Source organism: Allotamlana fucoidanivorans (assembly GCF_045788535.1).
In the GTDB taxonomy this organism is placed as follows: Bacteria; Bacteroidota; Bacteroidia; order Flavobacteriales; family Flavobacteriaceae; genus Allotamlana; species Allotamlana fucoidanivorans.
The window spans coordinates 2,941,325-2,957,809 of record NZ_CP074074.1 but is presented as its reverse complement, the minus strand read 5'-3'; the positions used below and the strand labels follow the sequence as shown (position 1 = coordinate 2,957,809).

At 34.4% G+C, this 16,485-nt stretch carries 8 protein-coding genes; all 8 read right to left on the bottom strand.

Annotated elements, in window-relative coordinates; genetic code table 11:
* Positions 1 to 75: 75 nt before the first annotated feature.
* The 8 genes from KFZ70_RS12590 to KFZ70_RS12555 all read right to left on the bottom strand — a co-directional run bounded on the left by KFZ70_RS12590 (position 76) and on the right by KFZ70_RS12555 (position 16,478).
* Complete coding sequence (locus KFZ70_RS12590) at positions 76 to 2,274, bottom strand: glycoside hydrolase family 3 C-terminal domain-containing protein (RefSeq protein WP_139696150.1); 2,199 nt, start codon at positions 2,272 to 2,274, stop codon at positions 76 to 78.
* Positions 2,275 to 2,502: 228 nt separating this feature from the next.
* A complete protein-coding gene (locus tag KFZ70_RS12585; protein WP_233244025.1) occupies positions 2,503 to 4,515 on the bottom strand; it encodes a T9SS type A sorting domain-containing protein in 2,013 nt (670 codons plus the stop codon).
* Between the two features lie 240 nt (positions 4,516 to 4,755).
* The gene (locus KFZ70_RS12580; RefSeq protein WP_139696154.1) at positions 4,756 to 8,103 is read right to left on the bottom strand and encodes a glycoside hydrolase family 2 protein; all 3,348 of its coding nucleotides are present in this window, start codon (positions 8,101 to 8,103) and stop codon (positions 4,756 to 4,758) included.
* Between the two features lie 81 nt (positions 8,104 to 8,184).
* Positions 8,185 to 10,545, bottom strand: coding sequence for a T9SS type A sorting domain-containing protein (locus tag KFZ70_RS12575; RefSeq protein WP_139696156.1), 2,361 nt, complete (start codon positions 10,543 to 10,545; stop codon positions 8,185 to 8,187).
* Positions 10,546 to 10,575: 30 nt separating this feature from the next.
* Positions 10,576 to 11,502, bottom strand: coding sequence for an endonuclease/exonuclease/phosphatase family protein (locus KFZ70_RS12570; RefSeq protein WP_158293192.1), 927 nt, complete (start codon positions 11,500 to 11,502; stop codon positions 10,576 to 10,578).
* The gene (locus tag KFZ70_RS12565) at positions 11,502 to 13,742 is read right to left on the bottom strand and encodes a GH92 family glycosyl hydrolase (RefSeq protein ID WP_139696159.1); all 2,241 of its coding nucleotides are present in this window, start codon (positions 13,740 to 13,742) and stop codon (positions 11,502 to 11,504) included. The genes KFZ70_RS12570 and KFZ70_RS12565 overlap by 1 nt, the downstream gene beginning before the upstream one ends.
* A gap of 1 nt (position 13,743) precedes the next feature.
* Complete coding sequence (locus KFZ70_RS12560) at positions 13,744 to 15,120, bottom strand: sulfatase-like hydrolase/transferase (protein ID WP_158293193.1); 1,377 nt, start codon at positions 15,118 to 15,120, stop codon at positions 13,744 to 13,746.
* 68 nt (positions 15,121 to 15,188) lie between these two features.
* Positions 15,189 to 16,478: a glycoside hydrolase family 71/99-like protein gene (locus tag KFZ70_RS12555; protein WP_139696163.1), complete on the bottom strand. Its 1,290-nt coding sequence runs from the start codon at positions 16,476 to 16,478 to the stop codon at positions 15,189 to 15,191.
* Between the last annotated feature and the right edge of the window lie 7 nt (positions 16,479 to 16,485).

The window sequence follows — 16,485 nt, the reverse complement described above, 5'->3', positions numbered from 1 at the left end:
CTTTTTCCAAGCATGAAAAAAACACAAAGCCTACGAGAAACGGCAAGAGTATTGGGTAATATTTCTTGAACATTATTATTTCAATTTAATAGTTAATTCAATAGGCATCTGAGCACCCAGTTCAATATTTCTAGCTGCTGGTGATGTGGTTCCTATACATATTTTATACACTCCTTTTGGTAATTCTTTTTCGCCTTTATCGTTGATTTGTTGCAAGTGTGTTTTGCATAATTTAAAAGTTAATCTTTTTGATTGACCAGCTTTTAGTGTTACATTTTGAATGTTTTTTAATGCAAATAAAGGTGTAGGGTAACTTAAATCTGTTTTGCTTACATATAGTTGAATCACTTCATTTTGCTCAAAATCGGCTAGATTTCTTACTTTTATTTTAATGTTTAAGGTGTCTTTTGATTTCATTGACAACTTCGACGTTCCTTCAAGCTTAAAATCTAGTGGTTGATAACTTAGTCCGAAGCCAAAAGGATACAATGGACTATCTTCAAAATAACGGTATGTTTTTTTACTTTCAGAAATACTATAATCTTCAAAATCACCTAGCTGACTTGTAGCTTTATATATAGTAATGGGCAATTTTCCTGAAGGCGAATAATTTCCGAATAAAACATCGGCTACAGCTTGACCGCCCTGTTCCCCCGGATACCATGCCCAAACAATGGCATCTGCAATATCATGAACCTCTGGCATGGCAATAGCGCTACCCGAGCAAACCACTACTATTAGAGGCTTATCACTTATTTGCTCTTTTAATTTCTTTAAATAGATCAATTGATTTTCTGGCAACTCAATGGTTTTTCTATCTCCACCTGTTATTGAAAAAGGCGTGTCCCCATTTTCGCCTTCAAATAATGGATTTAACCCAATAACTGCAATGGTAGCATCGGCGTTGGCGGCATTCCCTGATTGGCCAGTTTTCATACCCTTTACATCTTGTTGCACTAAAAAACCTTGATTGTATTGTACTATAGTTGTTTTAGAAACAGTACTGGCAATTCCTTCTAAAACAGTCACCATATTTTTACTAACACCATAATAATTGCCTAATAACACATTAACATCGGCAGCATTATTACCTGTAACATAGATTTGTCCAATTCCTTTTTTTAGAGGTAAGATGTTATTACTGTTTTTTAACAACACCATAGATTTTTGGGCAACTTCTCTTGCCAAAGCAACATGTGCTTGATTATTAATTTTATCTATTGAAATGGTAGTGTATGGATTTATAGGTACTAGGTCAAACATTCCTAGCTTAAAACGTATTTCTAATTGCTTAGACAACGCTTTGTTTACATCTTTTTCAGTTAAAAGGCCTAGTTCTATGGACTTTAACAATAAAGAATATACCTGGCCACAATTCACATTTACACCAGACAACACGCCTAAGGCGGCTGATTCTTCTGGTGTTCTGGTAACTTTATGGGTATCATGCAGGTTATTAATAGCTCCACAATCAGAAACAATATAACCATCAAATCCCATTTCTTTTCTCAACACATCAGACAAAATATTAGAGCTACCGCAACAAGATTCTGTATTATACTTATTGTAAGCACACATGACCCCAGCAACTCCAGTATCAATTAAATCTTGAAAAGCAGGCAAATAGGTTTCGTATAAGTCTTTTTTATTGGTTTCAGAATTAAAAGTAAACCGATTCCCTTCAGGACCATTATGAACCATAAAGTGCTTTGCACAAGCCGCTACTTTTAAATGGTTCTTATCATTACCTTGCATGCCTTGTACAAAGGCTTTACCTAAAGCGCCAGAAAGAAATGGATCTTCTCCGTAAGTTTCATGACCTCTACCCCAGCGCGGATCTCTAAAAATATTAACATTAGGAGACCAAAATGTTAGTCCAGTATACCATCTATAAACCCCTTTACTTTGCGCATGATTATAAATAGCACGACCTTCATCTGAAATTGCCGTAGCTACTCTATATACTAAATTGGGATTAAAAGTAGCAGCCATACCAATGGCTTGAGGAAAAACAGTTGCAGGCACCGATCTAGCGACACCATGTAACCCTTCATTCCACCAGTTATATTCAGGAATATTCAACCTATCAATAGCTGCTGCTTTATTTACCATAAGAGAAACTTTCTCCTCTAAGGTTAATTCGTTAATTAGTAACTGCACTCTTTGTTTTAGAGGCAAACTACTGTCTTGAAAATTTTGAGAAACGAGGGAATGGGTTTGAGAAAAAATGAAAATAAAGATGATATTTCTTAAAAAAACATGTGATTGCCTCATACGGTTAGTTTGTTTTGTACAAAACAAACTTTTCCAATTAAAAAACTCTTAAATAGCGATTAATATGAAGTTAAATACTGCTTAACATAAGTTCCTTTAGTAAAAAAGCCAATAAATTATACTTCATTGGCTTTTTTAAAGGACACTATCCCGTAAAGTGTCAATATTGAATACTAAAGTCTTTTTTTGTAGGATTATAACGTAATATAAACTACTTATTTTAAGTCATCAATTTACAATAAGTTGTTTTACTACTACACTATTATTTATATTTACTTTTGCAAAATATGTTCCTGTAGGTAACTGCGCTGTGTAAATTTCAAAACTATGGGTGCCTGGATTAAGATGCTTTTCTGAAACTTGTTGAGATACTATCTGGCCCATAATATTTAGTAAACTGATATTTACAGAAGCAGTATTTCTTAAAGAAAACTTTAATTGTACCTTATCTGTTGCTGGATTAGGAAAGACTTTGAAATTAATTTTTTTTTCAATATCACCAACCGATAAAGCATTTTCTCCTATTAACTGAATACCATCAATTCGCGTTGTAGTTGTTCCATTTTTAAACCTGTAAAGTCTAAACCAATTAATAGCACTTAAATTAGGGGTTCCTATTTTTGAGGCGCTGCTAACGTTTAATTGGATAAAGTTCCAACCAGCTTTTAAATTACTTAAAGACCAGCTATATTCATTAACGTCAGGACCACCAGAACTACTTATTTCTACTTGGTTTGCAGCATCAAGCTTGGTTGGATCTTCTACATAATACCAAAACTGTAAGACAGTTCCATTTGGTGTGCCTTGAGCATCATAAGGTGTTGCAAACACTTTATAATATTCTTGCTCTGCTGATCCTGTAAACTCTAATGCCCCCGCCCCTTGAGCTACATCATTAGATATTAATTGAACAGATCCTGGATTCCAATCTATTTTTGAATCACAGTCATCAAAAAAATCGTTTGAAGATAACACCACTACTTTTTGCCTAGGTGTAAACTCACCAAACCATTCTTTGTTCTCTTCCATCATACGCCATTGGAAATTATAAACTCCTAGCATTGTAGGCCCTATAATATCGAATGTAAATGTTTTTTCTTGATTAGGAGCAATGGCATCTGCCTCATCTAATTCCACTTGCAATACCCCTAGAATATCGTCATCATCAGTGTTTGCTAATTTATATAAGTTAGCTTTTGTCCAAGTAGATGTCCCTATGTTTTTCATAGTCACACTTACCGTTACTGTTTCACCTTTTCCTATATATTTTGGCACATTAGTTTGGCTTACAAACTCAGCTTTATTGGGAGAGTTAGGATCTTCTACATAATGCCCACGTAAAAAATAAATTTCAGCTCCTTGCCCTTCACGCATCGTGTAAAGATCTCTACTATTCTTTCCATAACAAATAGATTCTTCTCCCGCTCTTCCTATAGGCATTGTCACTTGTTTATATGGATATCTAACCCCTTGTGATTGATTAAAAAATGGTCCCTTATTAAAGGCTTGCGCCCAAGTCTCATTTTCTTCACGAGTAAACTCATAAGCAAAATCTTTATATGTTAGCACAATAGCCCTATGGCCATCTTTTGAAATATCCATAGCAGTAGTATCATCAGTACGCAAAGAGGCTATACGAGTTGCTGTTAAACTTACTGTTCCTGCGTCTACAGATAACGGTAATTCATAAACATAACGAATTTCGTTATCATGAGATTTACTAAATAAAATGATTTTTCCTGAAGTTACATCAACACCTACAGATTCACAGTTTTGTTTTCCATTGTCATATTGATAATTAATGGTTCTTAAAATAGGATACGAATGCCCAAAAACCTGACTAGAATTGTATTCTGGCTCTTCTATGATATAAAGCCTATAATTACTTCTATTTCTACCATTGTCACCAAAATCTCCTATGATGATATACGATTTTCCATTTAATTCAAATGTAGATAAGTCCTCCCAATCTGTTGCTGAAGCTCCAGATACCGTCCCTCTATTTAAGAGATTGCCATCAGTATCTACTAAATAGAGATTTGGACCATCACCAGAGTCATTATGCACCCAAATAGCATTATCTGTTTTATAAGACATGCCCATGCCACTTGTCTCATTAATAATACTATATTTTAAAGCGCCTATAATTTCAGGGTCTTCGTATTCTAAATCTTGCACTTGGGCCGTATGAGTAGCACAGACACAAAACAGTAAAGCATAGCTTAAAATTGATTTTATCATATTCATAAATAGTTAGTTTTGGTAGCTTTTTTTGTTTAAAGACATTCAAGAAATGTAACTTCATATTGTCCCTATAAACAAGATTGTCTTTACACTTAAGTCTTAAAGTGATTATTAAATTTCTCAAAGTACAAGACAAAGAAATCTTTCTTTATTAATTTTTTATTAAAGACAAATTAATTACTCATTAATGATGACTTAATGCTTGTTTTTAACGCAAATACTTTTAAAATTTATAATCTACCTTACAATTACTGATTTTATTTTCTTTAAAAACTCCGGTTTATTTGATGAAAACTTAAGTTTAGTTTTCCATTCTCCTGTTTGTTGCCCAACTTTTATTAAAATATGATTCCATCCCTTTTCTAAAGGAACTCCCTCTACATAAAATTCATTTTCAGTAAATGGTCCAGTTCTTAAATAAGTTTTTACTACTTTTCCATTTATACTAAACTCAATAGCATCATCTACACCAAAATGTAAATCTAAACGAGGCATATCTGGCTCTATCAATAAATCTGTTAAAGACCTAGGACTGTATACCCAAAAACTCATATATGCTGCTGTGTATACATTAGGTTTTAAATTTTCATTTTTAAAATTAAAGATTCCTTCTTTATTGGCAGACAATAGTTTCCATTGCTTACCATTAGTAATAGTGCCTATTTCAACATTAGCAAATTCTGTTTCTTTTAAAGGAGAATGCTTGAATACTTTCTCTATTTCATAACTATCATTTTTTACTGCTCCGTAAAAGTTTACATGTTGTAAAATACCCTCTTCATTAATAGCTCTTAGCAAATTGCTTTTCGCTTCTTTAAAAGTAGCTCCCAAGTTAAATAACATGTCTTTTACCATATGCTTTGATTGATTTCCTAGAGTAAAAAAATCAACTGTTGAAACAATTAATTCTCCATCACCTATAATTTTCCTAACTATTACGCTACCAGGATGCTTAAACTCTTTCTCATTTCTATAAACTTTTGCTGTTTTAATATCCTCTCCTTGGTAATTCCATTTTTGCCAATCTGTATCGCATGCTTTTAAAAGGACTTGAGAATTTTCAAGTAACTTTCCTCCTAATGAAATTTTAGAAACAGGCTCTTTTATAATTTCCGAAAAATAAAAACTTGCATTATTTAGACCGCTTAACAAAGCATGGTCTTGATTTATGATATAACTTGTTGCCCTTCTATTATATAACTCTAGGTTGCAATTTGTAACAGCCTCTATAAATGCTTTTGATTGTTTAGATACACTCCAAACGTAAATAAGACTTCCTTTCTGTGTTGCAGTTCTTAACTCAAACAAAAGCTTTTTAGTAGCTCCAATAGGTTGTTGACCATCGACTATAATCAATTGATTTTTTGCAGCATTTAAAGATTCAAACTCAAGACCCAAGTTTTCTAAGTTTTGCTTTAATTTTGAGTTGGCAGTTCCTGATAAAAACACAATACCTTCTTTAGGCTTGTACGTTGCTCTTTTAACTCTATTGTCCTTTTTAACGGCCCATTTATTATCTATGCTTTTATAGTTATCTGAATAGGCCGCTTTAACAGCTTCAAATAAAGGCCAAGGTTTATATAAAGGTAATGTTGGGTCATATCCTGGATTGAAAGTAGTACAATAAGGACCTAATCTTTCTGGTTGATACCCTGGTTTACCCTCTTGATAAGGGTGAAAAATTATACCATCGTTTAATGTAGGAGCCATAGAAGTATCTGTTAATCCCAACGCTAAGGGTTTTAAACCATACCAAGCCAAATTAAAAACTGAACTATATGATGCATTATAATCTCTTTGTTTACTTATTAGATTAAAAGCTTCTCCTGCTAAACCTTCCATTCTACCTAATTGAGATTCATAAGCTCTATCTCCATTTACTTTAGCTACTTGTGCTGGGGTACCATAGTATGCCATTCCTGTTTCTCCAATACCCCATGGTTTGTTTTGGCTTGACCAATGTTTTAAAGCATTAAAATTTCCATAATGCCCTATAACTGTAGGTAAATCTGTTTTTTCTTGAGTTTCACCATCACCAGAAATCCATGTACGTGTAGGATCATTAGCTTGTACTATTGCTACCCAGTTATTAATCTCTTCAATATTTTTTTCAATGAGTTTTTGAGGTGCGTTAAAAACATGCTTAGTTACTGGAAGTGTTTCATTACAAACACTCCATCCCATTACAGATGGGTAGTTTCTATCTCTTAACACTAAATTTTTAACATGTTGTCTACACGCTTGCCAATAAATTTCAGAATCAATCTTTGGTCCACCATCACTCGACCAAATAGCAGTTTCGTCTAAAACACAAATTCCCATTTCATCAGCCATTTCAAGGTAAAACCTAGGAAATACTTGCGCATGTAAACGCAATCCGTTAGCATTTGCATCTAACAACATTTTATACCATGCATAAGCGTACCGCCTAGTCATTTGAGGAACGCCTGTAAAATGCCAAGAATCTCCCTTTATTTGAATTGGTTTATTATTAAGTAAAAATTGAGTATCATCAATTTTAAATTCTCTCCAACCAAAACGTGTATAATCAATGTCTATATTTTTTCTTTTAGTATTTACCTTAAGTACTAACCCATACAGATTTGGGCTTTCAGGTGACCATAAATCTAATGAACCATCTACTTTTGTTTTTAGAATAAATACCTTACTTTCATAAGGACCTATATGCAACTTTTCAGACTCAAAGTCTAATGCCTTTTCTCCTAACTTCCAATTTACTAAAGGGGTGTTTAAATTAGACTTGCCAACTAAATTAACCCATCTTTTCACCTCTGCATCAATAGAAAATTTAACCTGTTGAGCTGTAGTGTTTTTTATTTCAACTTCAACTTCTAAAGTGTTATTTGAAACTAATGGTTTAATAAACGTATCTTCTATGTATATATTAGGAATCTTTTGCAGAAATACATCTTGCCAAATTCCTGCTATAAAAATTCCCCAAAAAGAACCTGCTACATAATTTCTTCTCCCATAGTTTCCTGGGTCATTTAACAGACTTCCGTGAGCTACCCAAACCACAACCTCTAGTGTTTCTACTGTTGTTACATGCTCTGTTATATCAAAACTAAACGGCAAAAAAGAATCAAAGTGTTCGCCTACTGCTATGCCATTAACAAACACTTTAGCATAACCTGCTACGGCTTCAAAATGTAATATAAAACGATTATTAGTCCAATCTGCTGGAATCTTAATTGTTTTTTTTAGCCAACCCGATTTAGTGTTATTCCACGATTCTGGATAACTAGGAAAACTTTTAAAATCGCCCCCCTCACCATTAGTAAACCCATTAACATTCCATGGGGAAGGTACTTTTAAAGGTACTTCTTCCCATTTAAATTCAGGGAATTTTTGATTTTTAATATCTTCAAAAGACACTCCTTTTTCCAATTTAACAGGCATAAACTGCCATGCACCATTTAAACAAATTTCATCTCTAATAGGCCTTTCTACGTGTTTTATTAAACCTTCTTGAGGTGCAAAATCATGATGAAATAGAATTGATTGCGCTTCCAATATATTCGATATAAGGATAGCAACCAAAAACAACCATTGTACTCCCTTCATAAAAAACTTATATTTTAAAACAACAAACCACCAATACAAATAGATATTGATGGTTGTTTTGATTACATATTAACTATAAAATTATTTAACAACTATCTTTTTATAAAAATTGGTAGCATTTACATTGATTTTCATAAAATAAGTACCACTCTTTAAATGATTAACAGAAACCTTGCGTGTGTAATTCCCAGGATTAACTGCTTCATTATTTGATTGATACACTTTTTGACCTAACATATTCAAAAGAGTTACTTTAACATTGGTACTTTGAGAAATATTAATACTCAAATTAAACAGATTTTCTGCAGGGTTTGGATATACACTCCACTGAACATTCTTAGAAATATCATCTACACCCAAACTTGGATCTCTAATAATTTGAATAGCATCAATTCTTGTGGTATTACTACCAGATTTAAATCTATATAATCTAAACCAATTGATATTGTTTAAATCTGGACTTCCAATAACTCCGGCATCACTTATTTTTAATTGAACAAGATTCCACCCTACTTGAAGACCTGTTAAAGACCAGTTATACTCATTTTGATCTGCTCTCCCTGAACTTCCTAATTCTACTTGATTTTCTGAATTCAATACTGAAATATCTGAAACATAATACCAAAACTGCAATACAGCTTCTGAAGGAATAACACTAGAATTATACGGTTCTGAAAAGGCTTTAGAAAATTCATCTGTACTAGAACCACTATGTTGTAAACATCCAACTCCCTGAAGTTGATCTGTAGTGTTTAACACCAAACTATTTGGATTCCACTCGTCCTTTGAATCACAATCATCTACATAATCGCCGCCACCTCCAACAGTAATAAAAACTTGTGAAGATAAATCACCAAAACTACCCTTTGTAAGCTGTTTCATTTGCCATTGAAACCCAATTATACCAGAAGCTAATGGTGCCTGTATATTGAAAGTAAACGTTTTTTCTTCACCAGGCTGAATAGCATCAGATTCTGACAATTCTACAGCCGCTATTTTCCAATTATTATTACCCTCTGGACTTTGGCTACCTAAAACAAAATTTTCTGATTTTGTCCAGGTTGTAGCACCTGTATTCTTCATTGTAACACTCACCTCTACAACTTCATCGAGTTCCATAGTTTGAGGCACATTTTGTTGAGATACAAATTCAGCATCACTAGCGTTTGGAAACGTTGGTTCAATAGGAATAGTTGGTGTTAAAGCTATAGAACCTTCTAGCATCAGCTGAGTTTGATCTGCTAGCTGTAAATACCAATCACTTGGCAACTTTGTTCCGTCAGCATCAAGAGGTACTAAAATCTCTTTGGCTTCAACAGGTAACTGCTCTTTATTTTCTGCAATTTTAAACATCGCAGTAGCTTCATCAACCTCATCAAACATGGCTACATAGATATATTTTACACCAGCTGAAATAGCATTATAGGCTTGTCTCCAATAAAACTCACCTTTATTACGAGGTATTTGATTTAGAGGTCCGTCATGTAAGTTTAACCATGAAAATCCTGGCCAAATAACAGGCATATAATCTACTCCATTTTCATTACACCGCTGCAAATCAGGTTCAATATTACTGGTTTTCCAATTATCTGCGCCGCTATTACTACCATATCTCCCCACAGACCAAGGGCTAATCATATCTAAAGAATTATAAATAGCTGCCCATTCTGATCCTGATTCAGAAGAGCCACTTAAGGTACGCCAACCATCTGGCACACCTCCCATTACGTAAGCTCTATATTTAGGATCTGCATTGGTATGAAAATAATCTATAATTGCTTGAAATGTTGCTGCTTGAAGACCTCTTCCTCTAAAACCAATTCCCCAAAGTGCTACTACAGGTCGGTCATCTTCTTTCACATAACCTTGTGCGTTTAAAACATCATACGTGTCCACTAAATACTCCCAATCTGTTATAAGCTTATTATACAGTTGCCCATCATCTGGTACTCCAGAAAGGTCATACATCACAGAAAAATGACGGTCATATTCAGCCGCAGCAGTCATTACATTTTGCAATACATTGTTTCTAGCCTGAAAAAAACGCGGATCTTCTATTTCACCTAAAAACCGTTGCAAATGTACCCCATGAACATTATAATCTTTCATCCATTTAAAGTGTGTTCTTGTAGTACTTAAATCATGTGAAGAAAACAATTGAGCATTTGAGCCATCTGAATAGGTCATATTAGTATTATACTTTACAGTATATTCAGTCATATCTGGCCACATATCGATAGTAAAATTCTCTGGAGAAGGATTTGTTGTGCTTCTAAACCAATGACGCCATTCATTTGGTCCTGAAGAATCTCCTCTGGCTAAAAACCACCCCTGATAGCCCATCATTAGTTTTCCCTGCATTTCATCTTGAGACCATACAGAAAGGCTGCTATGACATATGACGAAGAGTAGTACAACTCTTAAAAAATATACTTTTTTCATGTTTATAATTTAGTTTTAGTTTGTGTTTAATTATTTGTTAACTCTAAAGGTTACTAGGATGGGTTTATGATCAGAAGGATAAACGCCATTAATATTATAGTCTAGCTCTTTATAACTTTGAGCTTCTACATTACCTTTAAATAAAATCCAATCTATTTTGGTATCATGTATTGTATTAGGGTCTTTTAAAAATTTGTCTTCACCCACAAATATTTGATGTGGTTCACTTTTAGGTTGACAATTAAAATCACCCATTAAAAAAATAGGCTTGTTATTTTCCCAACTACCAAATTGATACAATTCTTCAAGTTTTTCTTTGATCATTATGGCTGCGTTTAGCCTTCCTAAAGGCTCATGACCATTAAAAAAATGCGTATTAAAAACGTAGAACTCTTTGTTATTCTCCCAGTGTCCTCTATAATCTTCTGGATACGGGTAGCCTACTTCTTCTTCTGGAATATTTTTATAAGCTAACCTCACCCATGTCACTATTCTAGGGTTTATATCAGGCCCACTCCCTAGTACTTCAGGTGTTTTTGATAAAGCAAAACTGTTTAACTCTCTTAAACGAAACTTGTCTCGCCTATAAAAAATAGCCATGTGCTCATCATCATCTCCACCTTGTCTTCCTTCACCTACCATAACATAATCTGGCAATTGCGCCTCTAAAAAGTCTATTTGTTCTTTTAACCCCTCTTGGGTGGCGATAACATCTGGTTGATACTTGTTAATTAAATCAACTTGCATATCTCGCCTGTCCCTCCATAGAGGATTGTAGTTAGCACTTGCAAACTTTATGTTATAGGTCATTAAAGAGAGTTGTTTAGCGTCATTTAATTCATTACCCTTTTCTTGCGCTGAAATCGTTGCAAAAAAGAGTAACAGTAATGCTATTGCTAATACTATTCTTTTAACATCTTTTTCTATTCCGCTATTATTTAAACTGTTCAAAGTCATTAGTATTTGGGTAGGCTTGTATGTTTTCCCCATTCTTTATTAGGCATTGCTCCTAACACAAGTTTTAAAGTGGCGCCATCCATAATTTGCTTATGGGTAATAAAGGGACTTGTAATCTCTTTACCGTTTAAAAATGCTTTTTGAATATATTTTTTTTTCTTACTAGCACCTTCTGCCAAAACAGTAAAAGTCTTTCCGTTTTCAAGTTTTATCGAAGTTTTTTCAAATATAGGGCTCGTGATATCGTAAAAAGGTAGTCCTGGGGTGGTTGGATATAATCCCATTGAAGAAAACACTACAAAAGCAGACATTCCGCCACCATCCTCATCTCCTGGCACACCAAAAACATTATCTTTAAACCAAACATCTAACAAAAACCTTGTTTTCTTTTGTGTCTTCCAAGGCGCTCCAAAATAGTTGTATAAATAAGGGATGTGAAATGAAGGTTCATTACCCATAGAAAACTGTCCTACCATACCAGTGGAATTAGAACCGTCTAAAAAGAATTCATTCTTTCTCATACCTAAGGGTTCTCTAAACATTTGGTCTAATCTAGCCTCTGCTTGTTCCTTACCGCCCAATAAATTTATTAATCCTTGAATGTCTTGTTGCACATCCCAAGCATAAGTCCATCCATTGTTTTCATCATAATAATCTCTGTAACCTCTACCTCCTGCGGACTTAGGATTTATATCTATCCAATTCCCTTTATCATCCTTTGGCATAAACAGTTTATATTCATCACGCCATAATTTTTTATAATTATTTCCTTTTTCAGAAAACGCCTTTGCTTCCTTATTTTCACCTAATTCTTTTGCTAATTCACTTAACACCCAAAAATCAAAACTAATACCTAAAGACACCGCTACGGCTTGACGTTTCTCAAACCCATCCATGTTGGCAATAGTTTCCTTTTCTCCTGGATGTAAAGCGGGGTAGAAACCATTTTCATGGTAAAAATCATCTATAGTCTCTTTAGGATAGCCTTGTCGCCATGGTATAAATGTACCTTGGGTTAAATTTTTCTTAATACCTTGGTAAGCTTTTTCAATATCGTAATCTTTTAAACCCTTTCTGTAAGCATCTAAAAACAATGCACTTGAATGGTATGAATTCATACACATACTATTTCCATCAACAATTGGGAATGTTGGCATCCAACCGCTTTGCTCGTACATTTTCACATAAGAATCTAACATTTCCTCTTCCATACTTGGAGTTAAAATGGTTCTTAAGGGGTGATGCGCTCTATAGGTATCCCAAACCCAATCATCAACATAAAAAGAGCTATTACTTTTGTGTGTTTTATTGTCGTAGCCACTAAAATATTGGCCATATTCATTAATATCAACCATACGTTCATAGGTTCTGTAAAGCGCTGTATAAAATGCTCTTTTTTGTGCCTCTGTGCCGCCTTCAACTTGAATTTGATTAGTAACTTTATCCCATGACTTTTTAGCTGATGCTTGTAAATCATTAAAATCCACTCCAGATAGCTCTTTTTCTAAATTGATTTTTGCTTGCTCGTGGCTGATGTACGAAATTGCATATTTTAAATACACTATTGAATCTCCCTTAAACTGTATAAGAAATTTAGAGTTAGTGGTATCAACTTTATTTAATTGCATAGTTTCATTGTTTTCATTAACCAATAAAGCATGTGCATATACCTTAACTAGCTTCCTTTTAGGGTTGGTTCCTCTTGTAAGCTCTTCAACAGTTTCAGCCATACTAAAAGTGCCATTTTCATGTATTGCCAGCGTCATTTTATTAGCACCTTTACCTTTAAACATTAAAGTTTTAAGGTTTTGTTCAAGGAATTCAATTTTATAAATAGCCGCTTTTTTCCCTGGGGTAAAACTCACCTTTATATTGTCTTCAATAAGATACGTTTGGTAAAACCATGGGTGATATACCTCCAAATCATGATCTATTATCATGCTTTGATTTTGCGTTTTTTGAATATCATATCCAGAAAAGGCTTTCATTTGAATTGAACCTGGGCGCCTATGACTAATCACTTGCAAAGGAAATGCTTCTACTTCATCTGAAATATAATCCTTCTTAACAGGAAACATTCTGAGCATTTGATTGGGCTGATGCATAGTTGGATAAGTAGGCACCAAAAACCTAGATACATTCCCTATGGTAGGATCTATATACTTTGTAAAATCTTCCTGTCCCCATATTTTAGAAAATAAGCCAATACTGAACAATAATAATACGGTTAGTCTTTTCATACTACTTTTTCAAATTTTCTTGAAAGTTGTTATATATTTTTAATAACTCTTCTACTAATTCTGGGTAAGCCTGAGATAGGTTATTAGATTCAGTAGGATCCTCTTTTAAATTAAATAACTGAATATCTTTTTCGGGATAGACAGGTATAACACCAGGATAATTGGCAGGTGTAGCTTGTTCTGTTTGTGCTATAATTGTATTACCATCTGGTCCACGAGGGTCAACCCAGCCTGTAAAATCTTCAATTACAAATCCTGGAGGCCTTCTTATAAATAATTTATAATCTCCTTTACGAACAGACATTATATTATCTCCATGCATACTAAATACCGGAGCATGCTTTGTCGTTTTTCCTTGTAATAGAGCTGTGATATCTTGTCCATCTAAAACTACATTTTTTGGAGTTGCTACTTTGGCTAAAGAGCATATAGTTGGTAAAATATCTAGTGACCAAATAGGCACATTTACAGTCATACCCTTTGTGAATGCTTCAGGGTATCTCACCATCATAGGTACTCTAATACCGCCTTCCCAAGTGGTCGCCTTCATACCTTTAAAACCTCCCGTACTGCCACCGTACCAAGGCCCATTATCTGACATAAATATTATAATTGTATTATTTAATAGCTTTAGCTCTTTTAACGTATGCAAAACCTGTCCAACACCCCAATCTAACTCACGAACCACATCAGCATATAAATCGTTTGGTGTGTTTGGTGTATAAAATGCCTTTGATGCCGCTAAAGGTTTATGAGGCATAGCATGAGCCAAATACAAAAGAAAAGGCCCTTCCTTTTTCCGTGTTATAAAGTCAATTGCTTGTGCCGTATAGTCTTTTGTTAAATGTCTCTGATCTACAGGATACTGAACCGTATCTCTATCTCTAATAATTTGAACGGGACGCATATCATTTGAATACAAAATACCATAATACTCATCAAACCCTTGCGCTACTGGAAAAAACTTTGGGTAATGCCCTAAATGCCATTTTCCTATAGCTTTAGTAGCATAACCAGCGTCTTTAAAAACTTCGGCCATGGTTACCTCTTCTGGAGCTAAACCAATGGTATCTACTTCTATATGAGCATCTGGAGTAGGGTTTTTTATAAGGTCATGACGTAACGGAAAACGACCTGTTAACAACGAAGCTCTTGAGGGTGCACAATATGGGGTTGGCACATAAAAACTTGAAGCAACAACACCTTCTGCTCCTATTCTGTCAATATTTGGTGTTTTATAAATAGCTTGTCCGAAAGATGAAATATCACCGTAACCTAAATCATCTGTTAAAATAATTAGGACGTTGGGCTTCCTGTTTCCGCTATTTTTTCCGTCGTCTTGAGACTTGCATCCTATAAAACATAGGCATGCACACATTATTTGTATAAAACGAAAAAAACGGATGCTCATGATTTAATCTTTCTTAAATACTACACTTAAAAATCTTAATTTCTTGTTGGCATTTTATAGCGCAATGGAATCTCTTTTCGGAGCATTTTTCCTGCCTGCCCTGTTAAAAACAAATAATGATCTGATGGTACATTGTCATTACCTACAAAATGAGCATCTTTACTATTTGGCGGATCATTTAGTACAGGAATAATTGCTGTCCCTTCATCTACTTCATCAAACATGCCTATGTAAAGCATCTCTCCACCAGCTGCAATTGCATTATAAGCTAAATCCCAAAAAAACTTTCCTCCAACACGAGGAATAGCGCCGTATGACGTGTGTCTAGCCAGACCAGGATTTCGTTTTGATAAGTTGTGCCAGCTAAATCCTGCATACACTAAGGGCACATAGTCTACTTGGTTTTCTTTACACCATTTAATATCTGCCATTACGTGGTCTCTATATCGTATTTCATCTTGATGTAGTAGCGGCGTAAAACGTTGTACCATCCAAGGCAATACAATATCTGCAGAACGGATTACCTCATGTAAGTAAGGATCTGGCAAACAGTCTTTGTCTAACTCTCTAAAATAAGTAGGCACACCAAGCATGACTGAACAACCGCCATACTCTGGATCATTTTTTAAGAAGTCAATCAACCTATTAACGCCTATTTTCCTAATATCATAAGGTCTATCAGGGAAACCTAACCCCCAAATAGTTACTAAAGGTTTTCCATTGTGATGTAAATAGTTTTCGCTTTTTGTGACTTTTAAGTTATCTACAAGTTTTTTCCAGTCTTCGATAACATAAGAGCAATCATCCGTAGATGGATTTAATCCAGACAAATCATACATTACCGCTACGGCTCTATTATTAACTTCTGCTGCATTAATTGCATTCTTCAAAATAACGTCTTCAGATTTATTAGGGTCATTATAACGCTTTGCAACCCCAAAAAAACGTTGCATAAAAACACCATCAACTCCATAGTCTTTCATCCATTTAAAATGTAGGTCTGTTGTGCTTTTATCAAAAGAACTAAACACTCTTGCTTTGGTACCATCAGGAAACTTAAAACTAGTTTCATATGTTTTTTCATATTGAGAGACATCTGGCCAAAAATCAATGGTATTATGATCTTTATCAAATTTTCCATTAGCTCCATAATGCCCCCATTTAGAACCAGAACCATCACCTGGCGCTCTAAACCACCCCTGGTAACCAGCCATTACCAAGCCTTTATAACTTGGATATTTACTTATTCTCGTATGTTTATCTTGTGCTTGAAATGATATAGATACAAGCATACAAACTAGCCATAAATTATATCTTAAACTCATAAAATCT